General features: G+C 70.0%; 19 protein-coding genes. 11 read left to right on the top strand and 8 right to left on the bottom strand.

Going from position 1 to position 22761, the window contains the following annotated elements; all coding sequences use genetic code 11:
- The first annotated feature begins 298 nt into the window (after window positions 1-298).
- The 3 genes from ddaH to ACYVGQ_RS01695 all read left to right on the top strand — a co-directional run bounded on the left by ddaH (window position 299) and on the right by ACYVGQ_RS01695 (window position 4704).
- Window positions 299-1171, top strand: a complete 873-nt coding sequence (gene ddaH / locus ACYVGQ_RS01705) for a dimethylargininase (RefSeq protein ID WP_460782766.1) — start codon at window positions 299-301, stop codon at window positions 1169-1171.
- The gene (gene rocD / locus ACYVGQ_RS01700) at window positions 1168-2364 is read left to right on the top strand and encodes an ornithine--oxo-acid transaminase (RefSeq protein ID WP_460782765.1); all 1197 of its coding nucleotides are present in this window, start codon (window positions 1168-1170) and stop codon (window positions 2362-2364) included. Before ddaH ends, rocD begins: the two co-directional genes overlap by 4 nt.
- A gap of 285 nt (window positions 2365-2649) precedes the next feature.
- Complete coding sequence (locus ACYVGQ_RS01695; protein ID WP_460782764.1) at window positions 2650-4704, top strand: hypothetical protein; 2055 nt, start codon at window positions 2650-2652, stop codon at window positions 4702-4704.
- A gap of 38 nt (window positions 4705-4742) precedes the next feature.
- Here ACYVGQ_RS01695 and ACYVGQ_RS01690 read toward each other — a convergent pair whose 3' ends face one another.
- Window positions 4743-4952 carry a hypothetical protein gene (locus ACYVGQ_RS01690; RefSeq protein ID WP_460782763.1) on the bottom strand — a complete coding sequence of 70 codons (210 nt, stop codon included), beginning with the start codon at window positions 4950-4952 and terminating at the stop codon, window positions 4743-4745.
- Between the two features lie 140 nt (window positions 4953-5092).
- On the opposite strand from ACYVGQ_RS01690, the gene ACYVGQ_RS01685 reads away from it, so the two are divergent.
- Both ACYVGQ_RS01685 and ACYVGQ_RS01680 read left to right on the top strand, forming a co-directional pair.
- On the top strand, window positions 5093-6169 hold the full coding sequence (locus ACYVGQ_RS01685) for a hypothetical protein (RefSeq protein WP_460782762.1): 1077 nt from the start codon (window positions 5093-5095) through the stop codon (window positions 6167-6169).
- Between the two features lie 40 nt (window positions 6170-6209).
- Window positions 6210-7307 carry a hypothetical protein gene (locus ACYVGQ_RS01680; protein ID WP_460782761.1) on the top strand — a complete coding sequence of 366 codons (1098 nt, stop codon included), beginning with the start codon at window positions 6210-6212 and terminating at the stop codon, window positions 7305-7307.
- Window positions 7308-7331: 24 nt separating this feature from the next.
- On the opposite strand, the gene ACYVGQ_RS01675 is transcribed toward ACYVGQ_RS01680, so the two are convergent.
- Window positions 7332-8669: an MFS transporter gene (locus ACYVGQ_RS01675; RefSeq protein ID WP_460783909.1), complete on the bottom strand. Its 1338-nt coding sequence runs from the start codon at window positions 8667-8669 to the stop codon at window positions 7332-7334.
- A gap of 5 nt (window positions 8670-8674) precedes the next feature.
- Window positions 8675-9115: a MarR family winged helix-turn-helix transcriptional regulator gene (locus tag ACYVGQ_RS01670; protein ID WP_460782760.1), complete on the bottom strand. Its 441-nt coding sequence runs from the start codon at window positions 9113-9115 to the stop codon at window positions 8675-8677.
- 69 nt (window positions 9116-9184) lie between these two features.
- On the opposite strand from ACYVGQ_RS01670, the gene ACYVGQ_RS01665 reads away from it, so the two are divergent.
- From ACYVGQ_RS01665 to ACYVGQ_RS01650, 4 genes are all read left to right on the top strand, one after another.
- Window positions 9185-9940 carry a copper homeostasis protein CutC gene (locus ACYVGQ_RS01665; RefSeq protein ID WP_460782759.1) on the top strand — a complete coding sequence of 252 codons (756 nt, stop codon included), beginning with the start codon at window positions 9185-9187 and terminating at the stop codon, window positions 9938-9940.
- A gap of 10 nt (window positions 9941-9950) precedes the next feature.
- Window positions 9951-10805 (top strand): alpha/beta fold hydrolase, encoded by an 855-nt coding sequence (locus tag ACYVGQ_RS01660; RefSeq protein ID WP_460782758.1) that lies wholly within the window; start codon window positions 9951-9953, stop codon window positions 10803-10805.
- Between the two features lie 366 nt (window positions 10806-11171).
- Window positions 11172-12221, top strand: a complete 1050-nt coding sequence (locus tag ACYVGQ_RS01655) for a lipoate--protein ligase family protein (RefSeq protein WP_460782757.1) — start codon at window positions 11172-11174, stop codon at window positions 12219-12221.
- A 227-nt stretch (window positions 12222-12448) separates the two neighbouring features.
- Window positions 12449-13303 (top strand): DNA-methyltransferase, encoded by an 855-nt coding sequence (locus tag ACYVGQ_RS01650; protein WP_460783908.1) that lies wholly within the window; start codon window positions 12449-12451, stop codon window positions 13301-13303.
- A 56-nt stretch (window positions 13304-13359) separates the two neighbouring features.
- On the opposite strand, the gene ACYVGQ_RS01645 is transcribed toward ACYVGQ_RS01650, so the two are convergent.
- Window positions 13360-13824 (bottom strand): MarR family winged helix-turn-helix transcriptional regulator, encoded by a 465-nt coding sequence (locus ACYVGQ_RS01645; RefSeq protein WP_460782756.1) that lies wholly within the window; start codon window positions 13822-13824, stop codon window positions 13360-13362.
- Window positions 13825-13886: 62 nt separating this feature from the next.
- On the opposite strand from ACYVGQ_RS01645, the gene ACYVGQ_RS01640 reads away from it, so the two are divergent.
- Entirely contained in the window at window positions 13887-14255 is a 369-nt protein-coding gene (locus ACYVGQ_RS01640) for a VOC family protein (protein ID WP_460782755.1), read from the top strand.
- 1 nt (window position 14256) lies between these two features.
- Here ACYVGQ_RS01640 and ACYVGQ_RS01635 read toward each other — a convergent pair whose 3' ends face one another.
- Both ACYVGQ_RS01635 and ACYVGQ_RS01630 read right to left on the bottom strand, forming a co-directional pair.
- Window positions 14257-15756 carry a carboxylesterase/lipase family protein gene (locus ACYVGQ_RS01635; protein WP_460782754.1) on the bottom strand — a complete coding sequence of 500 codons (1500 nt, stop codon included), beginning with the start codon at window positions 15754-15756 and terminating at the stop codon, window positions 14257-14259.
- Window positions 15753-16343, bottom strand: a complete 591-nt coding sequence (locus ACYVGQ_RS01630; RefSeq protein ID WP_460782753.1) for a TetR/AcrR family transcriptional regulator — start codon at window positions 16341-16343, stop codon at window positions 15753-15755. The genes ACYVGQ_RS01635 and ACYVGQ_RS01630 overlap by 4 nt, the downstream gene beginning before the upstream one ends.
- Window positions 16344-16472: 129 nt before the next feature.
- On the opposite strand from ACYVGQ_RS01630, the gene ACYVGQ_RS01625 reads away from it, so the two are divergent.
- Window positions 16473-18701 carry a glycoside hydrolase family 3 C-terminal domain-containing protein gene (locus ACYVGQ_RS01625; protein WP_460782752.1) on the top strand — a complete coding sequence of 743 codons (2229 nt, stop codon included), beginning with the start codon at window positions 16473-16475 and terminating at the stop codon, window positions 18699-18701.
- A 207-nt stretch (window positions 18702-18908) separates the two neighbouring features.
- On the opposite strand, the gene ACYVGQ_RS01620 is transcribed toward ACYVGQ_RS01625, so the two are convergent.
- Window positions 18909-21440, bottom strand: coding sequence for a hypothetical protein (locus tag ACYVGQ_RS01620; protein WP_460782751.1), 2532 nt, complete (start codon window positions 21438-21440; stop codon window positions 18909-18911).
- Window positions 21437-22750: an ABC transporter substrate-binding protein gene (locus ACYVGQ_RS01615; RefSeq protein ID WP_460782750.1), complete on the bottom strand. Its 1314-nt coding sequence runs from the start codon at window positions 22748-22750 to the stop codon at window positions 21437-21439. Before ACYVGQ_RS01615 ends, ACYVGQ_RS01620 begins: the two co-directional genes overlap by 4 nt.
- Between the last annotated feature and the right edge of the window lie 11 nt (window positions 22751-22761).

The following is a 22761-nucleotide window of genomic DNA, read 5'->3' as shown; positions in this document are numbered from 1 at the left end:
CTTGTCTCGGGCTGCGTTTCGACTTGGTCGGCTGCGCCGTCCTCGCTCAACGAACGGGAGGAGGGGGTACGGCTGTGCCGTCCGCGCTCAACGAGCGGGGGTCGGCGGGGTGGGAGTGTGGCCATCGCACACTCCCACCCCGGCATCCTGTGGCGTCCCTCTGGCGCGCGCACGGCAACGGATGACACAATGGGACAGGCGTGCCCGTGTCGCTTCTTCCCCGTCTGCGTCGAGCTCCGGGTCGAAGGCCCGCCGGGCCCCTGGACAGCGTCCGCCGCATCTCATTCCGAGGAGCACCATGTCCACGCCGGAGACCGTCGCCACAACAACCCGCACCGCCCATCATCGCCGTTATCTGATGTGCAGACCCTCGCACTTCACCGTCAGCTACACCATCAACCCGTGGATGGAGCCGGCGAAGCCGACCGACACCGCGAAGGCCGTCGCCCAGTGGCAGAAGCTGCACGACCTGTACCTCGAGCTCGGGCACGAGGTCGAGCTCATCGATCCGCTGCCGGGGTATCCCGACATGGTCTACACGGCCAACGGCGGGTTCCTCATCGATGGCCGCGCCTACGTGCCGAAGTTCCGTTTCGCCGAGCGCGCAGGAGAGGCGCCCGCCTTCGCCGACTGGTTCCGTGCTGCGGGCTATGACACGGTCGAGCCCGAGGAGGTCAACGAGGGCGAGGGCGACTTCCTGCTCGTCGGCGACGTCATCCTGGCCGGCACCGGATTCCGCTCGACCGGCGACAGCCACCGCGAGGTCGGCGAGGTGTTCGGCCGCGAGGTCGTCTCGCTGAACCTCGTCGATCCCCGCTTCTACCACCTGGACACGGCGATCGCCGTCCTCGATCCTGTCCAGGGCGTGGAGAACGGCGGCCCGGAGCGCGCGAACATCGCGTATCTGCCCGGCGCATTCGACGAGGCGAGCCGCGCAATCCTCGAGGAACGGTTCCCGGATGCGATCCTCGTCGCAGACGCGGACGGAGCGGTTTTCGGGCTCAACTCCGCCAGCGACGGATACAACGTCATCATCTCCCCCCGCGCGCTCGGCTTCGAGAAGCAGCTGCGCGAACGCGGATACAACCCCATCGCCGTCGACCTCTCCGAGCTGCTGCTCGGCGGCGGCGGCATCAAGTGCTGCACGCTGGAACTGCGAGGTGCGAAGTGACCACGAACACGACCACGACTGCCGAGGCGCACGTCGCCGAGAACTACCACCCGCTGCCCGTCACCGTCGCGCGCGGCGAGGGCGTCTGGGTCACCGATGTCGAGGGCAAGCGGTATCTCGACCTCCTCGCCGCCTACTCCGCGGTGAACTTCGGGCACCGGCATCCGGCGCTCGTGGCGGTCGCGACCGAGCAGCTGGGTCGCATCACCCTCACCAGTCGCGCGTTCATGAACGACCGGCTCGAGCCGTTCGCCGAGGCGCTGGCGCGCCTGTGCGGCAAGGAGCTCGTACTGCCGATGAACACCGGCGCGGAGGCCGTCGAGACCGGCATCAAGGTCGCTCGAGCCTGGGGGTACCGGGTCAAGGGAATCCCCGCGGATGCCGCCCGCATCGTCGTCGCGGCGGGGAACTTCCACGGCCGCACCACGACGATCGTCAGCTTCAGCGACGACGAGTCGGCGCGCAGCGGCTTCGGCCCGTTCACGACCGGTTTCGACATCGTTCCGTACGGCGACGCCGAGGCGATCGCCGCCGCGATCACCGACGACACGGCCGCCGTGCTCGTGGAGCCGATCCAGGGCGAGGCCGGTGTCGTGATCCCGCCGGATGGCTATCTCCGTCGCATCCGCGAGATCTGCGACGAGCGGAACGTCCTGTTCATCGCCGACGAGATCCAGTCCGGGCTCGGCCGGGTGGGTGAGACCTTCGCCTGCGATCGCGAGGGTGTCGTGCCCGACCTGTACCTGCTCGGGAAGGCGCTCGGCGGCGGCATCCTGCCGGTATCGGCCGTCGTCGGCGACCGCGACGTGCTGGGAGTCATCCGTCCCGGCGAGCACGGCTCGACGTTCGGAGGCAATCCGCTCGCCGCCGCCGTCGGCCTTCGCGTCGTGGAGATGCTGGAGACCGGCGAGTTCCAGGAGCGCGCCCGCGCACTGGGCGAGCACCTCGCCGCGGGGCTCGAGAAGCTCGTCGGCCACGGCGTGAACGCCGTGCGCGTCGCCGGGCTGTGGGGCGGGGTCGACATCGACCCCGCCTTCGGTACCGGGCGCGAGATCGCCGAGAAGCTCCTCGAGCGCGGCGTCCTCGTCAAGGACACGCACGGGCAGACCATCCGCATCGCCCCGCCGCTCGTGATCCGGGCCACCGAGATCGACTGGGCGCTCGAGCAGCTGCGGCTGGTGCTGGAAGGCTGACCTTCCGGTCCGACAAGACCCGTCGGACCGGGAGAGAGCCGATGTCCGCATCGGGGCGACCGCCTTGTCCGCGACGCGGCACGGCGCCGGTCCGCCGACGATTGCGCGCGCAGATCGCCGTGCCGTACGCTCTGGTCAGCGGGATCCGATGCACCAGGTGCGTGTCGGGACAGGCCGAGTAGTCAGCGCCGTCACCCGTTCTCATCGTCGCATCGGCCGCCCGTCCGATCCGGCCACGATCGACGTGCCGAGCGCAGTGCGCCAGGCGGACTGGGGAACACCGAGATGAACAGTGCCTTCGCGGAGCGGGCAGGCCGGCTCGTCGCCGTGGCGACGGCGAGCATCCTGTTCGCGGCCACGCTCGTCGTCGCGCCTGCGGCGGTTGCCGAGGCCGACGAGCCCGACGGCGTCGTCGACCCGTCCTCGGGACTGACACTGAGCATCGCTGCTCCCTCCGGAGACGTCTTCGTCGCCGGGGACACGCTCTCCATCGCCTACATGGCGACCAACGCGACGGACGAGGCCATCGAGCTTCCCGAGGGCGCCGTGATCGTGACACGTCTGAGCGGGCGGATCGGAACCCTCGACGGCTGCACGGCATCCGGGTTCGGCAACTGGGACGACTGGGACTTCGGCGATGCCGAGCGGGCGCTGCCGTCCAGCATCGCCCCTGGTGAGAGCGTCACCTGCACGCGCTCGTTCACGGCGGACGCGGACGATGTCTCGCTCGGCGGCATCTGGAGCCAGATCTTCTTCTCCGTCGCCGCGCACCCGCTGTCGCCGTCCGACGCCTTCTTCGCGTATCTCCTCACGCCTGCCGGCGACGTGGGCGGTCCCCGGGTGTCGGGAGAACCGCAGGCGGGAGCGGTTTTGACGGCGGACCACGGCTTCTTCGGCGTGTGGGACGACCAGTACGACTTCCAGTGGCTCCGCTCCGGCGAGGAGATCCCTGGAGCGACGTCGGCGTCCTATGCTCCGGGCGTCGACGACGTCGGAGAGAGGCTCAGCGTGCGCGTCACCGGCTGGGCGACGAATGCCGACGACTCCTTCCTCGTCCTGACCAGCCCGGCGACCGATCCCGTCGGCGGGAGCGCCTTCGTCCCAGGGACTCCCGTGATCTCCGGAACGGCTCAGGTGGGCCGCAGACTCGATGTCGCGATCGGCGACTGGTCCCCCGCACCTGAGGAGGTCTCGTACCAATGGCTGCGCGCCGGTCAGATCATCCCCGGCGCGACGGCATCGTCCTATGCCGTCGCTGCGGCGGACGCGGGCAAGTCCATCAGCGTGCGGGTGAGCGGTTCAGTGACGGGACACGCTCCGGCGACCGTCACATCCGCTCCGACGGGGACCGTCGTTCCCGGGGCGCTGGCAGGCGCCGCACCGACCCTCTCGGGGACCCTGGCGGTGGGATCCACTCTCACGGCCGTTCCCGGGACGTGGACGCCGAAGCCCGGATACGCCTACCAGTGGCTGCGCAACGGATCCAGGATCACGGGCGCGACGAAGGCGACCTACAAGCTCACGTCTGCGGATGCCGGGAAGCAGATCAGCGTCAGCGTGACCGGTACCGCGCCGGGCTACGCGAAGCTCACGAAGACGTCGTCGAAGTCGGCCAAGGTCGCCACCGCCACCACGCCCAAGATCACGGGAACGGTGAAGGTGGGTTCCGCGCTGAGCGTCAGCAGAGGGACCTGGACGGCGAGCACCGCCTTCGGCTACCGATGGCTGCGCGACGGCGTGCCCATCAGCGGCGCCACGGGTTCGCGCTACAAGCTCGTCTCCGCGGACGCGGGCAAGAGGATCACCGTCGCCGTCACGGGCAAGCGCTCGGGATACGCGACCGTGACCAAGACGTCCACCGCGAGCGCGGCCGTGGCGAAGGGGACGCTCGCCGCACCGGCTCCCAAGGTCACGGGAACGGTGAAGGTCGGAGTCACGCTGAAGGCGAGCACGGGCGCGTGGACCAGCGGAACGAGCCTGAGGTACCAGTGGTTCCGGAACGGAAAGGCCATCGCCGGCGCCACGTCGAAGACGTACAGGATCCGTCCCTCGGACGCCTACGCCGCGCTGAGCGTGAAGGTCACGGGGACGAAGGCGGGGTACGCCACGGCCGCGAAGGCCAGCTCCCGGACGGCCGCCGTCAAGGGCAAGGTCTACTCGACCTGTGCGCAGCTGAACGCGGACTACCCCGACGGCATCCGGAAGAGCACGACGACCTTCGATCTCAAGGCTGGCAAGCGCAAGCCGTTCGTCGGCAATCCCTATCCCTCGACCTCGCTGTACAACCTGCAGTCGAAGGCCAGGGACCGGGATCGCGACGGCATCATGTGCGAGCGCTGATCCGCCCGCGGAGGCGATGAGGAGCCTCTGGCCCGGGCTCAGGCCGGGGGATCGTCGGGGTCCAGCGTGCGGAGGGTGTCCTCCTCCACCGGCACGTCGGCGTCGAGCTGATCCTCGGTCGTCTCGTCGCCGCCGAGCGGCGCGCCGCGCCCCTGCCCGGGGAGCTCCCGGTCGAGCTCCTCGTCGTTGTAGTCCCGGCCTTCGGCCGGCTCCTCGGGGTGCGGAGTGCGTCCGCTGTTCTCGTCCATGGCCCGAGGCTAGGACGGCCGGAATGCGTCGAGGAGGGGATTGACAAGCCGGGCGCGGGATCTCCGGGACGGATGCCTCTGCCGCCCTCGCCCCGCTCGGCTCGGCTCGGGGGGATATGTACGAGATCCATGGTCATGCCATGCCGTCCCGGATGCCGACGGCATCGCCGTCACGCGAGCCCGGCATCCGCAGCCGCACATGGGACGCGTGGCCGTGGATGAACTGGCTGCTCCCGATCTTCGTCTGCTTTCACGGATGGCTCGGCGGGGGCGGATGGGAGACGCTCGCTCTGAGCGTGCTGTCTCCGGTCATCGTGCCGGTGGCCGGGCTTCTCGGTTCACTGCCTCGATTCCTCCTGCGCAGGCGCTCGCATCGCCGAACCCCCGCGCCGATCGTGTGGCTGCTGTTCACGAACTGGTGGAGCTGGTTCGTGTTCGCGGCTGCGATGTCGGGTGCGACCGACGGGGCGCCCCTCGACTCGATGCTGCGCAGCGTCGTGCCGGCGCCGCTGTCCATGGCGTTCGAGTACGGCATCCTGCTCGGCGGGGCGGGCATCGGCGTCCTCTCGTGGCTGGTGATCCTCCTGCTGGCGATCGGCCTGCGGACGGACGCGGACGGTGCGGGCCGCGGCGGGGTCGTCCTCGGCTGGATCGCCGCCTTCGGCGTGCCGGCCCTGCTCGGGGTGATCGTGATCCTCGGCGTCCAAACGACGCTCGCGCAGACGGACGCCGCCGGACAGACCATGGCCGAGTCGAGAGCGGTGGCGATCGGTGAGCAGGCCGACGCCGCGCGGGCGCGCTATGCCGCGGCGCAGGAGCGACTCGCCGACGTGCGGGCGCTCATCGCCGACGACGGCTGGGTGATCCAGTACTACGGATTGTCCACGGCCTCGCCCGAGTCTCGGCTGCGCGACGGCGCCTGCTATGGGATCGAGGTCTCCTTCATGCATCCGAGCGCGGGAACGCGAACGGATATCGCCGCGATTGAAGCCGCGCTCGCGGGCGCCGGATGGACGAGGCTGAGCGAGGGGGACTTCGTGGACGCGGAGGGAGGTCGGCTGGAGATCCAGGCCCTCCGCGAGGGCGAGGTGCAGGTGACGTACGAGAACGGGATCTGGTGGGGAGACCCCTACGACCTGAGGGATCCGCGATCCTTCGAGGAGAGCGACGCCGCACGCGCGCGGACGTACCGTGCCGATGAATGGCCGCCGTTCTGATTCGCCCGCTCGATGCGGTGCCGCCGCTAGGCTCGCAGCTGTGAATCGCAGCGGCCTCCTGGACGGACTGTGGCGCGCCTGGCCGGTCGCGAGCTGGCTGCTGCCGGTCCTCTTCAGTGCTCACGGCCTGTTCTCGACCTTCGGCGGATGGGCCTGGTCCTTCCTGCTGTTCACCGCGCCCGTCGTGATTCCCGCGTGCGGACTGCTCGGCGTGTGGCCGTACCGGATGCTGAGGCAGAATGGCCACGACACGGTGCCCTGGTCGATCGGGCTCCTTCTGCTGGTCAACTGGTGGGCGACGTTCGCCGCGATCCTCCTGGCCATCGACGCGTTGAGCAGGCAGAACCTCGCGGACGCGGTCCCGTCCCTGCTGAGGCTGCTCGGCGCGGCCGCGCCGGCCATCGGCTTCGAGCTGGGGATGATGGCTCTCGCGCTGCTCGTCGCGGGCGCGTCCTGGGCGGCGATCTGGATCCTCGCCAAGGTCGAGAGCAAGTCGCCTCCCCGCGCGATCGCACCGCATCGCGGCGTGATCGCCGTGCGTGCCGCGGCGGTCGTCCTCCCCCTTCTGATGATCGCGGTCGTCGCCGTCGGCAGCGTGACGACGGGCGCGCGCCAGGACTCGGCGGGCGGCACCGCGGCGGAGGTCCTGCGAGATCCGGTCTCCGTGCAGGCGGAGCGGGCCCTGCTGCGGTATGAGGAGTTCCAGCAGCGGGTCGCAGAGGTCAGGGCGATGATCGCGGATCAGGCCTGGGAGACGGCGCCTCCATATGGTCTGGACTCGTCTCGGCGGGAATGCGATCGCAGCGGTCCGCGATGCTACGGATTCCTGTGGGGATACCGACTCGAGGCATCCGGATCCGCGATCGACCCGGATGCCGTCGCCAGGGAGCTCGCCGACGCGGGCTGGACGGTCGAGGGGCCCTCCGATTCCGGTGGGGGCGTCGAGCTCGTGGCCGTTCACGCGGACGGCGTCCGGGTCGAGGTCGGCGTGCTCGACGGATCGGTCGACCTCGAGGCGCGGTCCGCCTGGTGGTGGGGCGACGGCAAGGCTCTGACCGAGGCGCTGGCCGATGGCGAGTCGTCCGCCGACGCAGCCGGTCCGTTCGCCGCCCGCGAATGGCCGCCGCTGCCGCGCTGACGGCGGCGCTCGTCGCCCGCGCGATCAGTCCGAGGCGATCTCCGCCCGCGGGGTGTTCCGGATCGGCGTCGTCGCGGCGACCTCGTCGCTGAACTCGGCGGGCTCGGGTCGGATGATCGCGAGGGGTCGGGTCTCATCCAGCGTGAGCAGGAACCGGGTGTCCTCGCGGCGATGCAGGCGACCGGATGCCAGCATCCACGTCACGCCGATCGCGAAGGCGACGAAGGCGGCGCAGCCGCCGAAGACGATCGCGGCGCGCGGGCCGGCGACATCGGTGATCCAGCCGGCGATCGGGGCGCCGATCGGAGTGGATCCCATGATCACGGCCATGTACAGCGCGAGCACGCGCCCGCGCAGTGCGGGGTCGGTCGTGGTCTGGACATAGCCGTTCGCGGTCGTCATCATCGTGACCGTGGAGAATCCGACGAAGATCAGCACGACGGCATAGCTCCAGTACGTCGGCATCAGAGACGAGACAAGGGACGCCGAGCCGAAGCCAGCCGCGGCGAGGACGACGATCCGGATGCGTGCGCGATCGCGTCGTGCCGCCAGCAGCGCTCCGACGAGGGAGCCGATCGCGAGCACGGAGCTGAGCAGGCCGTACCCGTCGGCCTCCTTGCCGAACTCCAGCGCCATCGTCGAGGCGTAGATCGGGAAGTTCATCCCGAAGGCACCGATGAGGAAGACCATCGCGAAGGTCACCTTGAGGTCGTTCCGGCTCCAGACGTAGCGGAAGCCCTCCGCGAGCCCTGCACGGCCGCGGTTCTTCGCCCGCGGGATCAGCTCGCCGCGGCGCATCAGCAGGAGCGCGACGAGCATCGCGAGGAAGGTCGCCGCGTTGAGCACGAACACCCAGCCCGTCCCGACCGCGACGATGAGGATCCCGCCGACGGCGGGGCCGAGCAGGCGCGCCATGTTGAAGGAGGCCGCGTTCAGGGCGACGGCGTTCGAGGCGTCCTCCATCGTCACCATGTCGGAGACGAACGCCTGCCTGGCCGGGGCGTCGAAGGCGTTCGCCACGCCGAAGGCGAGCGCGAAGCAGAACATCAGGGGCAGTGTCATGATCCCGGTGAGCAGGAGCGCGGCGACCCCGAGGGCGAGCAGCAGCAGCGTGACCTGGGTCACGTACAGGATCTTCCTGCGGTCGAAGCGATCGGCGACCCAGCCCGTGAGGCTCACCAGCACGAGCGGGGGCCCGAACTGCAGGGCCATCGTGATGCCCATCGCGGTGGCGTCGTTGTCGGTCAGCTCGGTGAGCACCACCCAGTCCTGCGCCGTGGACTGCATCCATCCGCCGACGTTGGAGACCAGGGCGCCGAGGAACCAGATGCGGTAGTTGAAGGTGCTGAAGGAGCGGAACATCGCGCTCATCGCTCGGCCACCCTCCGCATCAGGGCGCTGGCCTCGCGGAGCGTGCGCAGCTCGTCATCGGTGAAGTCGAGCTCGGTGAGGGCGTCGGCGAGGGCGGTGTCCCGCTTGCGGACGGTCGCCACGACGACGGCCTCGCCGGCGTCCGTCAGCTCGACGTACACGCGCCGCCGGTCGTTCTCGTCCGGCACCCGGACGACGTAGTCCTTCGCGGCCAGCGCGTCCACGGTGTTCGACATGGTGGGCGCGGTGACGCGCTCGCGCTGGGCGAGCTCGCCGAGGGGGAGGCGGCCGTTCGCGCGGAGGCCGGCGAGCACGGCGAAGTGCGCGTCGCTCACGCCGTCGTCCGCACGTTCGCGGCGCAGGCGCCTGGCGAGGCGGAAGGTGGCGAGGCGGAGGTCGGTGGCAGTGGTGTGCTGGGGATCGTCGGCGTCGCTCATTGCTTAGATAGTCTAACTAAGTTCTCGGCGCCGTGCATCCCCTTGATCGCATCCCGGCAGAATGGATGCGTGACCATCGCCCTCGAACTCGCCGCCCAGGACGCCGCAGGCGTCCGCATCGCCCGCGAGATCGGCGCCGCTCGCGTCGAGCTCGCCCAGGCGCTCGCCCTCGGCGGGCTCACGCCCTCTCCGGCGGCTCTGGAGCGGGCGCTCGAGGCGGCCGGCTCCGCGGTCGAGGTGCACGTGCTCGTGCGTCCGCGCGCGGGAGACTTCCACTACGACGCCGACGAGATGGCGGTGATCGAGCGGGACATCCGCCTCGCGGTCGCCGCAGGGGCTGCAGGGGTCGTGGTCGGCTGCCTCGACGGGACCGGTGCGCTGGACGGGGATGCCATGGCGCGGCTGCAGGCGGCGGCCTCCGGCGCATCCGTGACCCTGCACCGCGCGATCGACGTGACGAGCGATCCGATCGCGACGCTGCGCGCCGCTAGGGAGCTCGGACTGCAGCGGGTGCTCACCTCGGGGGGCGCGTCCGCCGCGATCGACGGGCTGGATGTCCTGACCGCGCTCGTCGCCGAGGCCGACGGCGTCATCGAGGTCATGGCGGGGAGCGGGGTGGATGCCGCATCCGCTCCTGCGCTCGCCGCGACGGGCGTGGATGCGCTGCACTTCTCGGCGAAGCGGACCGTGACGGCATCCGGCGGGGTGCGGATGGGGTCGGCCTCCGATGGCGTCGGAGGCTACGAGGTCACCGACCGGGATGCGGCGTTCGCGCTCAGGGCGGCGGTCGGCATGGCCTCGTCAGGCGGGCATCCGCGTCCGTAGACTCGTCACCATGACACGAACTGCGCAGTTCCTGGATGCCTACGGAGTCACGATCGTCTACGACGTCCACGAGGCTGCGGGCAGGCCGCGGGGCGTGGTGCAGCTGCTGCACGGTGTGGGGGAGCACGCGGGGCGATACGGGGAGCTGATCGCGGCCCTCACGCGCGCGGGCTTCATCGTCTACGCCGACGACCACCGCGGGCACGGACGCACCGGAATGCAGCAGCACGGGGACCCGGCGAAGCTCGGCAGGCTCGGCAAGGGCGGGCTGCGCGCGGCGAAGGAGGCCGTGTGGCAGCTGACCGGCATCATCCGCGACGAGAACCCCGACCTCCCGCTCGTGCTGATCGGGCACTCCTGGGGGTCGTTCCTCGCGCAGATGCTCGTCGACGATCATCCCGAGGCCTGGGACGCCGTCGTGCTGTCGGGGTCGGCGCTGCGCACGCCGAGGATGCTGAACGCGGCGCCGCTGAACGCGCGCTGGGAGGGCAAGGACGCCACCGGCTACGAATGGCTCAGCCGCGACGCCGCGGTGGGGAAGGCGTTCGACGAGGATCCGCTGACCACCAACGTTCCGCTGCTGAAGCTCTTCGGTCCGGTCGAGGCGCTGCGGCTGTACGGCCGGCCGGCCAAGGACCTCGGCAGGGACATCCCGATGCTGCTCATGGTGGGGCGCGACGACCCCGTCGGCGGCCCGCGCAGCGTCCACCGGCTCGCCGACGAGTACCGCACCCGGTCGGGGCTGACCGACGTCACGACGCTGGTGTATCCGGACGCCAGGCACGAGATCTTCAACGAGCTGCAGCAGGGCGAGGTCCGCGCGGACCTGCTCGCCTGGCTGGACAGGCGCATCCCCGCGCGCTGAGTGCGCGCGGCCGTGCCCGTTCCACCGGCCGGTCGCCTGTTCTGCGGACCGGCCGGGCATTCTGCAGGGCTGGCCGTTCTGCAGGACCGGCTGGGCATTCTGCAGGACCTGTTCTCCGTTCTGCAGGACCAGCTGGGCATTCTGTAGGACCGGCTGGGCATTCTGTAGGACCTGTTGTCCGTTCTGCAGGACCAGATTCGAGGCCGGGCCCCGAATCACGGCGTGTCGTGCCTATCCAGGGCCACCGCTCCTGCACAACGGAGAACAGGTCCTGCACAACGGACGACAGGTCCTGCACAACGGAGAACAGGTCCTGCAGAACGGACAGGCCGCGCAACGGACCTGCAGCGCGCGTAGGCTGAGGACGTGCATGGTGAGTACAAGGTCCCCGGTGGAAAGCTCGTCGTCGTCGACCTCGAGGTGCAGGACGGCCTGATCTCCGGGTTCCGGCTCGCAGGCGACTTCTTCCTCGAGCCGGACACCGCCCTCGACGACATCGACGCCGCGGTCAACGGCCTGCCGGCGGAGACGGACGCCTCCGCCATCGCCGCGGCGGTGCGGAGCGCACTGCCCGACGGTGCGCAGCTGCTCGGCTTCACCTCGGAGGCGGTGGGAACGGCGGTGCGCCGGGCGCTGGTGACGGCGCCGGGCTGGCGCGACTTCGACTGGGAGATTGTGCACGAGAAGGCCGTCTCCCCGCGGATGAACCTGGCGCTGGACGAGGTGCTCACCTCGCGGGTCGGCGAGGGCCGCCGTCGGCCGACGCTGCGGATCTGGGAGTGGGACGAGTCCGCCGTCGTGATCGGATCCTTCCAGTCCTACCGGAACGAGGTCGACCCGGAGGGCGCGGCCAGGCACGGCTTCGACGTCGTCCGCCGCATCTCCGGCGGAGGCGCGATGCTCATGGCCGCCGGCCAGATCATCACCTATTCGCTGTACGTCCCGGCATCCCTCGTCCAGGGACTCACCTTCGCGGACTCCTATGCGTTCCTGGACGACTGGGTGCTGCAGGCGCTGCGCTCGCTGGGGATCGACGCCACGTACCAGCCGCTCAACGACATCGCGAGCCCGACGGGCAAGATCGGCGGCGCCGCGCAGAAGCGCCTTGCGAACGGCGGCGTGCTGCACCATGCGACGCTCTCCTACGACATCGACGGCCAGACGATGACCGAGGTGCTGCGCATCGGACGCGAGAAGCTCAGCGACAAGGGCACCACCTCGGCTGCGAAGCGGGTCGATCCGCTGCGCAGCCAGACCGGGCTCAGCCGCGCCGAGATCATCGAACGGTTCAAGGACACGTTCCGCTCGCTCACGCGGGCCGAAGACGGTGCGATCACCGCGGACGAGTACGCGGATGCCGAGGCGCTCGTCGCCGCGAAGTTCGCCACCGACGCCTGGCTGCACCGGGTGCCGTGACCGGGCAGGATCGCGGCCCGCTCGTCGAGCGAGCCGATGCTCCCCGCCCGTTGGTTGAGCGGGCTGATGCTCCCCGCCCGTTGGTTGAGCGGGCCGATGCTCCCCGCCCGCCGGTCGAGCGGGCCGATGCTCCCCGCCCGCCGGTCGAGCGGGCCGATGCTCCCCGCCCGTTCGTTGAGCGAGCCGAAGGCGAGTCGAAACGCCCCCGCCCGCCCGGCGCCGTCACGATCATCGAGGGCGACAACCTCGCCGTCGCCGCGAGCCTGCCTTCGGCGTCCTTCGCGCTCGTCTACCTCGACCCGCCCTTCAACACCGGCCGGGTGCAGGAGCGCCAGGTGGTCACCGCGCGGCGAGCGGCAGGGGGCGCAGAGCGAGATGCGCCGGTCAAGGAGATCCGTCACGGCTTCCACGGCCACGCCTACGAGCGGGTGCGCGGGATGCTGCGCGCCTACGACGACAGCTTCGACGACTACGGCGACTTCCTCATGCCGCGCCTCGAGGAGGCCTGGCGGCTGCTCGCCGACGACGGCACGCTCTACCTGCACCTGGACTATCGCGAGGCGCACTACGCGAAGGTCATGCTGGATGCCGTCTTCGGGCGTGACGCGTTCCTGAACGAGCTGATCTGGGCCTATGACTACGGGGCGAAGTCGCGCAGGCGCTGGCCGACCAAGCACGACACGATCCTCGTCTACGTGAAGAGCCCGGGGATGCACTACTTCGATTCGGATGCCGTCGACCGTGAGCCGTACATGGCGCCTGGCCTGGTCACGCCGGAGAAGGCCGCGCGGGGCAAGCTCCCCACGGATGTCTGGTGGCACACGATCGTCCCGACGACGGGACGCGAGAAGACCGGGTATCCGACGCAGAAGCCGGAGGGGATCCTGCGCCGGATCGTGCAGGCCTCCAGTCGCCAGGGGGATCGGGTGCTCGACCTCTTCGCCGGGTCGGGGACGACCGGCGCCGTGGCATCCGCGCTCGGCAGGGACGCGGTTCTCATCGATCACAACCCCGAGGCGATCCGGGTGATGCGCGAGCGGATGCCGGATGCCGAGGTCGCCACCGGTCCTCTCTCGACCTGAGCGACGGCCGCGGATGCTCGTGGCGGGGCGCGTTCGCAGGCGGCACCCGGCGGCCTTCAGTCGCCGTGCTCGACGCGAACGCCTGCTCCGCCCAGGGATCGGATCATGCTGCGCAGGATGTGGAACGCCTGGGTCCGATCGGCCTCCGTCAAGGCCGCCAGCATCCTGACCTCGACGGATCGGACGGCGGCGCTCGCCCGTGCGAGGCTCTCCCGTCCCCGGGGAGTGAGCCGGGCGGGCAGGGCCTTGCCGATCGGAGCCTCTGCCGGCCTGGTGACGTAGCCGTCCCGCTCCAGGGCCTGGAGGAGCACGTTCATCGACTGCCGCGTCACGAACGCCCCGCGCGCGAGCTCCGAGTTCGAGAGCCCTGGCCGTTGTGCCAGCAGTTCGAGGCAGGAGTAGTGGGTGATCGTCATCCCGAGGGGCCGCAGCACCGTCTCCATGGCGATGCGCAGGGCGCTGGACGCCTCCTTCAGCAGATAGCCCAGCGATGCGTCCAGGTCGATCCCGTCTTGACTCATGTCAGTATTCTGACATATGGTTATTCATGTCAGAAAACTGACATGAATAAAGGAGCTTCGCCATGCCCGTCACCGGACCCGATTTCCTCTCGCTCCAGGTGAGCGATCTCGACGCCTCGCAGGCGTTCTACGAGCGCTATCTCGGTCTCGTCCGTTCGCCGTCCGGGCCTGCGCACGCGGTCGTCTTCGAGACCGAGCCGATCGCCTTCGCGATCCGGGACGTCCTTCCCGGAACCGATCCGTCCTCCCTCACCCGCCCCGGTCTCGGCGTCGCGATCTGGCTTCATGCCACGGGCGTCCAGGAGATCCATGACGCTCTCGCGGCAGAGGGGCACGCGATCGTCACCGCACCCGTCGACGGTCCCTTCGGGCGGACCTTCACGTTCGCGGACCCGGACGGCTATCACATCACCCTCCACGACCGCGGCTGAGTCAGACGAGGGCGAGGACGTTGTCGTAGGCGGTCGTGGAGATCTGCAGGCCGTCGCCGCCGAACACCCTGGTCGTCCCCGGCTCGGTCCGCCAGGCGGGCCAGCCGGGGTTGCCGGCGGACACGAAGGCGGTGGCGGCCGCATGCATCTCGTCGGCCAGCGACTGCGGCGGCCGCGGCCCTGCGAGATCCTCGACATGCTCCCGATCGAGCCCGTCGAACCAGAACGGCACGTCCAGGCAATGGCACGCCCATCCCCTGGCCGGCGATACCCAGCCGAACTCGTACGTCCACGTGCCGGCATCCGCACGACTGCGGGCCTCGGCGACCCGGACGACCAGGCTGCGGAAGACGTGATCGGTGACGAAGCGGCCCACCATCGCCGTCCCGCCCTTCTTCCGCTGCGCGCGGTTCGCCGCGAGGTAGGCGCGACGGGCTCGACCGTCACGCAGGAAGGGCGTCAGCAGCAGCGCGGCGGGGACGGCCCGCAGGGCGCGCGGCGCGCGGTCCGCCACCATCGTGAACTCGTCGTCGGTCGCCCCCAGCAGCAGCGGCTTGTCCTCACCTGTGCCCGAGCGCAGGGACTCCGTCGTCGGCCGGGGGATGAGCTCGCCGTCGATCACCGGCCCCCAGGGCATCCCCTCGTCGATGAGGCCGGTCAGCATGCCGAGGCCCTTGCGGGTCCCCACGGCTTTCGACTGCAGGGCGAGGATGCGGCGCTCCGGCACCGAGCGGAATCCCTCCACCGTCGGCTCCACCTCGAGGATGCTCGCGAGCCGCTCGCCGCGTGTGCGGGCGAGCTCGAGCGGGATGTCGCCGAGGGCGGCGGAGAACGCGAGCGCGCCATGGAAGAGGTGCTGCACGGACGGCATCCCGAGGAGCGTCAGAACTGCGCCGCCGCCGGCCGACTGCCCGCCGATCGTCACCCTGCCCGGGTCTCCGCCGAAGGCGGAGATGTTCGCCTGCACCCACTCCAGCGCGGCGATCCAGTCCCGCACGCCGCGGTTGTGCGGTGCGCCCTCGATCCAGCCGAAGCCGTCGAAGCCCAGGCGATAGGAGAGCGTCACCGTGACGACGCCGTCGCGGTTGAACCGGGCGCCGTCGTACCAGGGGCTCGCCGGCGATCCCTCGGTGTACCCGCCGCCGTGGATCCAGACGAGGACGGGCAGGAGTCCGGTGCGCGCGTGCGCGGATCCGCTCGGCGAACCGGGGAGCGACGGCGTGAACACGTTCACGTTCAGCGTCGCGTCGCCCGGGATCGCCGGCTCGGGGATGAGCGTGCCACCGGGATCTCTGCGGAGCGCAGTCGCCCCGTAGGAGCTCGCATCGTGCACCTGGGTCCACGGCTCCGGCGGCACGGGGGCGGCGAACCGCAGCTCGCCGACGGGCGGCCGCGCGAAGGGGATGCCCAGGAAGGCGGCCGACGCCTTCTCCGTCCCTTCGTCGCGCCAGAGTCCGCGCACAGGACCGGACGCGGTGCGGACGAGCGGGGAACCGCTCACGACGGCTCACCGAGGCGGGAAGGCGCCAGCGCCGTCACGAAGGCGCCGAGATGCGCGGCCATGTCGAGCTCCGGATCGATCAGCCACATGCTCTGCAGTCCGTCGGCGAGAGCCTGCAGAGCGGTTGCCGCCCAATCGGGATCGACGTCTTCACGGATCTCGCCGTTCTCCTTGGCTCGGATGATCGCGTCGCGGAAGACGTCGTGCAGCTGCGTGGTGCGGTCTCGGAAGAACGCGCGAGCGGGATGCCCGTGATCGGAAGCCTCCGCGGCGAGCTGGGTGTAGAGCTGCACGAGTCCGGGGACGGTCGCGTTGTGCCGCACGACGGACTGCAGCGTCGAGAGGCCGGCGGCCTCCCCTCCGTAGGCGCGCTGATCGACCTCGTCCCGCTTACGGAGGATGGCGGTGAACAGCTCCTCCTTGCTGTCGAAGTAGTGCAGGAGTCCTGCGGCGCTCAGGCCGACGGCATCGGCGAGCTCTCGGACGGATGCGCGGCGATAGCCGTGTTCCGCGACCACTTCGAGCGCCGTGTCGAGGATCTCCTCGCGCTTCGCGACGCCCTTCGCGTAGGAACCTCGTCGAGACATGACGCTAGCGTATCGGGCGTCAGCCGTGCCCGCCCCATGAAAACCGAACATTGCTTGCTTTTAACCGTGGAGACTGCTTAGGCTGACGCTGGCGATCCATGGCGGATGCCGCGAAAGGCGAACACGACGATGACCGAACCTCAGGACCTCACTCTCGAGGAGAAGGCCTCCCTCACCAGCGGCGCCGACTTCTGGACCACCACGACGATCGACAGGGCGGGCGTCCCCTCGATCATGCTCACCGACGGCCCGCACGGCCTGCGCAAGCAGTCCGCGGCCAGCGACCATCTCGGCCTGAACGACAGCGTCCCCGCGACGTGCTTCCCGCCCGCCGCGGCCCTCGGGTCGTCCTTCGACCCCGCGCTCGCCGAGCGCGTCGGCGTCGCGCTCGGCGTCGAGTCCGCGATCGAGGACGTCGCGGTCATCCTCGGTCCCGGCATCAACATCAAGCGCTCCCCGCTGTGCGGCCGCAACTTCGAGTACGTCTCCGAGGACCCGATCCTCGCCGGTCGCATCGGCGCCGGTCTCGTCCGCGGCATCCAGTCGCAGGGCGTCGGATCCTCGCTCAAGCACTTCGCCGCGAACAACCAGGAGGACGACCGCATGCGCTCCTCCAGCGACATCGACCCGCGCCCGCTGCACGAGATCTACCTTCGAGGCTTCGAGTACGTCGTGAAGGAGGCACCGCCCTGGACGGTGATGTGCTCCTACAACCGCATCAATGGCGTGTACGCCTCGGAGGATCCCTGGCTGCTCGGCGAGGTGCTCCGCGACGACTGGGGCTTCCAAGGCCTCGTCGTCTCCGACTGGGGCGCCGTGAACGATCGCGTCACCGGTCTCGCTGCCGGGCTCGATCTCGAGATGCCCTCCAGCGGCGGCGTCACGGATGCGCAGATCGTCGCCGCGGTGCAGGACGGATCCCTCGACGAGGCCGTCCTCGACACCGCGGCGGGGCGCGTGCTCGATCTCGTCGCGAAGGCGCAGGCCCGTCCCGTGGCGGACGGGCCTCTCGACGTGGATGCGCACCATGCGCTCGCCCGTGAGGCGGCCGGCCGTTCGATCGTGCTGCTCAAGAACGACGGCGGACTGCTGCCGCTCGCGCCCTCCGCGTCGGTCGCCGTGATCGGCGAGTTCGCCCGTACGCCGCGGTACCAGGGCGGCGGCTCCTCGCACATCACCCCGACGCGTCTGGACTCGGCTCTGGACGCCTTCGGCGACCGCGTCTCGTTCGCGCCCGGCTTCACCTTCGACGGCTCGGGGGATGCGGCGGCCCTGCGGGCCGAGGCCGCCGCCCTCGCCGAGCGGAGCGACATCGCCGTGCTGTTCCTCGGTCTTCCCGAGGCGGACGAGTCCGAGGGCTTCGACCGGACGCACATCGACCTGCCCGCCGTCCAGCTCGCGCTGCTCGATGCCGTCCTCGCGGTGAACGAGAGGGCCGTCGTCGTGCTGTCGAACGGCTCGGTCGTCGCTGTCCCCTTCGCCGACCGGGTGCCGGCGATCGTCGAAGGATGGCTGCTCGGCCAGGCCGGCGGCTCGGCCGTCGTCGACGTGCTCACCGGTGCGGTGAACCCCTCAGGGCGCCTCGCCGAGACGATCCCGCACCGCCTGGAGGACACCCCGGCGTTCGGCAGCTTCCCTGGATCGTTCGGTCACGTCCGCTACGGCGAGGGCGTCTTCGTCGGATACCGCTGGTACGACGCCCGCCGCATGGATGTCGCCTTCCCGTTCGGCCATGGCCTGTCGTACACGAGCTTCGCCTACGGCGCGCTGCGCGTGCGTCATCTCGATGAGGGGGACGTCGAGGTGACGGTCGCGGTCACGAACACGGGAGCGGTCGACGGCCGCGAGGTCGTACAGGTCTACGTCGCACCTGAGACGTCTCTCGTCGAGCGCGCGCCGCGCGAGCTCAAGGCGTTCGCGTCCGTCGCCCTCGCGGCCGGCGAGACCGAGGACGTCTCACTCGTCGTGCGCCGGGAGGATCTGGCGTACTGGGACATCAGGGTCGACCGCTTCGTGGTCGAGGGCGGCGCGTACCGCTTCGAGGTCGCGGCCTCCAGCCGTGACATCCGCGGTGCGGCATCGCTGAACATCACGGGCGACGAGGTGCGCATCCCGCTCACGGCGGACTCCTCGATCGGCGAGGTGCTGGCCCATCCGGTGGTCGGTCCCATCGTGCGCGAGCAGCTCGGCGCCGGCATGGCGGCGGCGGACGGGGCGATGGATGCCGGCATCATGAGCGATGAGGCGATGGCGAAGATGATGGCGTCCTTCCCGATCGGCCGTCTCGCCGGATTCCCCGGAATGGGCATCGACCGTGCGCAGGTGGACCAGCTGATCGCGCTCGGCAACGCCGGCTGAGGCGTCCCCGGTCCTTCCTGACCGGTTTCGCCGGCTGGACCGGTCGGCTCCGGGACGGACCGCCCCTCGGGGACCGGCCGGCCTCTCCGAGTCGGACCGGCCCCTCCGAGTCGGACCGGCCCTTCCGAGTCGGACCGGCCCCTCCATGATCGAGCGGCGCGCTCGCCTCGGAGGGGCCGGCGGACGGGACCCTGCCTGCGGGACGGATTACTGCTGTCCCGTGCTCCGCAGCGTGTAGTAGGGCTGGTTGGAGAGCGTCTCGTCGGAGAAGCCGGGGAAGAACGTCGGCGCCCTGCCCTCCGTCGTCACCTCGAAGAAGTACGCCAGCGGGAACGACGAGTCCGTGTACGACCCGGGGATCTCCGCGGCGAATCCGCCGTCGATCTCGCGCATGGCGACCTGCTCGTAGGACTGGGACTGGTCGACATGCCGGTACCGGAGCAGCGCGGAGACGACGCCGCTTCCGACGGAGGCGTGCAGCCGGATCGCGACGGGCTCTCCGCGACGGTAAGGCTCCGGCTGCTCGTGCGACACCGCCACGGGCTCGCGTGTCCTGGTCGGGCGGGGCAGGCTCTCGGCCGGCACGCTCTCGCTACCCTGCAGGGCGCGATCCCGTTCCCGGCGGAGGGCCTGCAGATCGTCGTCGATGCTCTGGACCTGCTGGGCCCAGTGCCCGTGCTCGCTCGTCTCGGGCCCGAACCGCAGGTCGTCCTGGTAGACGCCGTCCACGATCCCGATGAGCTCCATCCACTGCGCCCTCGCCGCCTCCGCCTGCTCCACGGCGGCGACGAGAGCCCCGGCGTCACCGGAGTTCTCGTACAGCGAGTAGTCGACCGCCGCCCGGTACTGCGCCGCGTAGAAGCGTCCGAGCCGCACGAGCACCTCGAGGTCGATGATCGTGCGCGCGGTCTGCGGATCGTCGCCGCCCACCGCGGTGAACTCGGCCAGGGCGGCTGCTCCCCTCTCTGCGAACCCCTCGATCCAGGAGGCGACCTCGAGCGGCGTGTATCGGGCGTCTGCCCTCCCCGCCACGGCGTCGCGCGCATGGTCGCCGACGGAGGAGAACAGCGTGGGATCGAACGGGATCACGCCGCTCCAGTTCGCCGGCGCGGCCGTATCCCGCTCGTAGTGGTGCGAGGGCACCCACGGGGAGATCGGCAGATTCACCGGGTTCTCCGGCCAGTTCCCGTTGTTGGACGCGCCGACGCCGTGCGCCGAGGTCAGCAGCGGCAGGATGCGACTCAGGTTCGCCAGCGCGGCCTCTGCCGCCGGTGCGGCCTGCGCGCCGTATTCGGCGACGAGGAAGCGTCGCCAGACGCTCGGATCCGCATCGGGCTCGTACAGCAGCCGTCCCCACAGAAGGTACGTGTACCGGTATTTACGCCAGTCGTGGACTCCGAGCTTGAGATCGTCGCGCACATAGGGATCCCGCCCGCCGGGTGCTCCGCTGCCCTTGCGACCCTTGAAGAAGAGCGGCTCGCAGTAGTCGATGCCGCGGGCCTCGCCGAAGGTGGCCTGTCGACCGTAGCCGGAGGCGATGGCGGGATCGCCCCAGAGCAGGAGACGCTGCGTGCCCGGCCACATGCGGTACATGAAGTCGACGGTGCGATCCTCGCCGAGGAAGTCCCCGTACCCGTAGCGGGTGAACCTCCGGGTGAACTCGGTGATCCCCTTGACCGTCGCCCCCTCCTCCATCGGACGTGCCGCCTCGAGGGATCGGATCGTCGTCTGGTGATAGGGGAGACCCATGTGCTCGGCCCAGTGCTTCCCCGAGAGGACGGGATCGATCCTCGGCTTGGTCACCGCGTCGAGGAGGGCCTGGTCGACGCCCTTCGCATGCATGTCCACCTCCCTGACCCGGTCGCCGTCCGAGATCGCCTGGAAGACCGCATCCCAGAAGACCTCGTGACCGAGATCGTGGATGCCGCCCTCGTAGTGCACGCGGAAGGTGAAGCCGTCGATCTCCGGGATCTCCGTGAGCAGACGCCTCATCGCCGCCGCCGAGTAGGCCGCGTGGTTCTCCGCGCTGACGCCGAGGATCGGATACCAGTGCCGTGAGTCGCGGCCGTAGTCGTACGCATGGTTCCACAGGCCGAGCTGGAAGTTCATCCCCCTTCGCTTCGTCTCGCGGGCGATGAACTTCAGCGCCGACAGGTTGCGCTCCCGCTCGGCCGCATCCACTCCCTCCGCGCGGACGGACGGGTAGCCGTCCACCTCGAACAGGAAGGGGTAGATGAAGCAGAGATAGTTGTCGGTGGCGCCGTGCTTGTCGGCGCCGTAGTTGTACTGCATGCCGAACGACAGATGGAAGCGGTTGAAGCGCTGCGCCGCGATGTGATCGAGGTACTCGGTCCAGAAGTCGCGGTCGTGGAACCAGTCGGAATCCTCCTGGACGCTCACGAACGCCCGTTGGATCCCCCGCACCGGCACCGCGGGGCTCGCCGTCTCGCTCCACGGCGGAAGCTGCGAGACGCGTCCCGAGACCGCCGAGAGCCTGGCGGCGAACTCGGTCAGCGCGTAGCCGAAGCCCGCGGAGTCGGCGGCGGTGACGGTGAGGCGGCTCGCGTCGCTCTCGGCCCGGTAGCCCTCCTTGCCGATGTCGTCGGAGGTCTGGAGCGCGATCTCCACGGATTCGTCCGCGACCGATTCCACGCGGGAGAGCGCCCATCGGATGATCTCGTCGTCGCGAAGCCGGTCGGTCGCCTCGAGCGTTATCGAGGTCTGCGCATCGATGCTCACGAGTTGCTCACCGCCTGCTCGACCTGGACGAGGAGGTCGGCGACCCCGTCGGAGACGCTCACGCGTCCGAAGGCGATGTCCTGGCTGAACTTCATCAGCAGATCCGACACGGCGGTGTGCGCCGCCGGCTCGGGCTCGGGTCCTGGATCGAGGTTCGGGAGCGACGCCTGCGTGAACTCGATGACCTCCTTCTCGTCGTCCGTGAGGTCGTCGACCCCGAGAAGAGCATCCAGGCCAGCGGAGGAGGCCGGCGGACCGCTGATCAGGCGGAGCTTCAAAGCGGAGTCCTCGCTGTTCACGAACCAGTCGATCACCTTCGCGGCCGCCTCCTTGTCCTCGGTCCGCGTCGAGATGGACAGCAGGCTGCTCGGGTCGGCGTAGGAGCCTTGCGGTCCTCCTGGCTCGTCGACCGGGGGAAGGACCAGGCCGATCTGATGATCGGTGTTCGCCCGGAAGCCTCCGGCGATGTTCGGGGTGAAGATGTGCGCGAGCGCCGCGGTCTTGGTCGCGATGGGGCTGTTCGGCCAGTCGCCGTACTTGTACAGCGACGCCTCCTCGGCCGGAACGATCCCGCCGCTCTCACGCAGTTCCGACCAGTACGTGAACCAGTCCTCGAGGTGTTCGGGCGTGACGACGAACTCGCCGTCCTCCCACATGTCCTCGCCCTGGCTGCGCAGCCACACCTCCAGCACGCCGATGTCGCCCGATGCGTCTTCGGAGCCGTGGAGCTCTCCGCCAGAGGCCTCGTAGATCTCGTCGGCGAGATCCGCGTAGTCGTCCCAGGTCCACGATCCGTCGGGGTGGGCGAGCCCCAGGTCGTCGAGCACCGTCGCGTCGTAGCCCCAGCCCATCATGCTCATCGCGACGGGGATGCCGTACTGCTTGCCGTCGAACTGACCCTGGGCGAGCAGATTCTCGTCGATGACCGAGGTGTCGATGATGCTGTCGAGGTAGTCGTCCAGGGGTGCGAGGGCTCCCTTTCCGCCGTACTGGGCGACCCTGGCGGCGTCGATGTTCACGATGTCCGGCGCATTGTTGCCCGCGAACTGCGTGGCGAGCTTGTCCCAGTAGTCGGCCGTGGGAGTGCCTTCGAACTGCACCGTGATGCCGTCCTCGTTCTGCTGGGAGTAGGTCTCCAGGAGCTCGCTGCGCAGACCGAGCTTGGTCGTGTCGCCGTAGCTGGAGAAGCGGAGCTGGGTGGATCCGGATCCGCCGTCTCCGCCTCCGCCGGCACAGCCGGCGAGGAGCAGGGCGACGCCGGAGACGGCGGCGGTGGCGCGGATCATGCGTCCGCGCTTCGAGATGTTCATTGCGTCTTTGC

The organism is Microbacterium tumbae (assembly GCF_054780175.1).
Note: the sequence above shows the minus strand (reverse complement) of the source record. Positions and strands in the feature narration are given on the sequence as shown.

Bases quoted from the DNA above. Each gene is read 5' to 3' on its own strand.
- ACYVGQ_RS01660 (WP_460782758.1), top strand. From the start codon at position 9,951: ATGACACGAACTGCGCAGTTCCTGGATGCCTACGGAGTCACGATCGTC.
- ACYVGQ_RS01630 (WP_460782753.1), bottom strand. From the start codon at position 16,343: ATGTCTCGACGAGGTTCCTACGCGAAGGGCGTCGCGAAGCGCGAGGAG.
- ACYVGQ_RS01670 (WP_460782760.1), bottom strand. From the start codon at position 9,115: ATGAGCGACGCCGACGATCCCCAGCACACCACTGCCACCGACCTCCGC.
- ACYVGQ_RS01625 (WP_460782752.1), top strand. From the start codon at position 16,473: ATGACCGAACCTCAGGACCTCACTCTCGAGGAGAAGGCCTCCCTCACC.
- ACYVGQ_RS01615 (WP_460782750.1), bottom strand. From the start codon at position 22,750: ATGAACATCTCGAAGCGCGGACGCATGATCCGCGCCACCGCCGCCGTC.
- ACYVGQ_RS01640 (WP_460782755.1), top strand. From the start codon at position 13,887: ATGCCCGTCACCGGACCCGATTTCCTCTCGCTCCAGGTGAGCGATCTC.
- ACYVGQ_RS01685 (WP_460782762.1), top strand. From the start codon at position 5,093: ATGCCGTCCCGGATGCCGACGGCATCGCCGTCACGCGAGCCCGGCATC.
- ACYVGQ_RS01645 (WP_460782756.1), bottom strand. From the start codon at position 13,824: ATGAGTCAAGACGGGATCGACCTGGACGCATCGCTGGGCTATCTGCTG.
- ACYVGQ_RS01690 (WP_460782763.1), bottom strand. From the start codon at position 4,952: ATGGACGAGAACAGCGGACGCACTCCGCACCCCGAGGAGCCGGCCGAA.
- ddaH (WP_460782766.1), top strand. From the start codon at position 299: ATGTCCACGCCGGAGACCGTCGCCACAACAACCCGCACCGCCCATCAT.
- ACYVGQ_RS01695 (WP_460782764.1), top strand. From the start codon at position 2,650: ATGAACAGTGCCTTCGCGGAGCGGGCAGGCCGGCTCGTCGCCGTGGCG.
- ACYVGQ_RS01675 (WP_460783909.1), bottom strand. From the start codon at position 8,669: ATGTTCCGCTCCTTCAGCACCTTCAACTACCGCATCTGGTTCCTCGGC.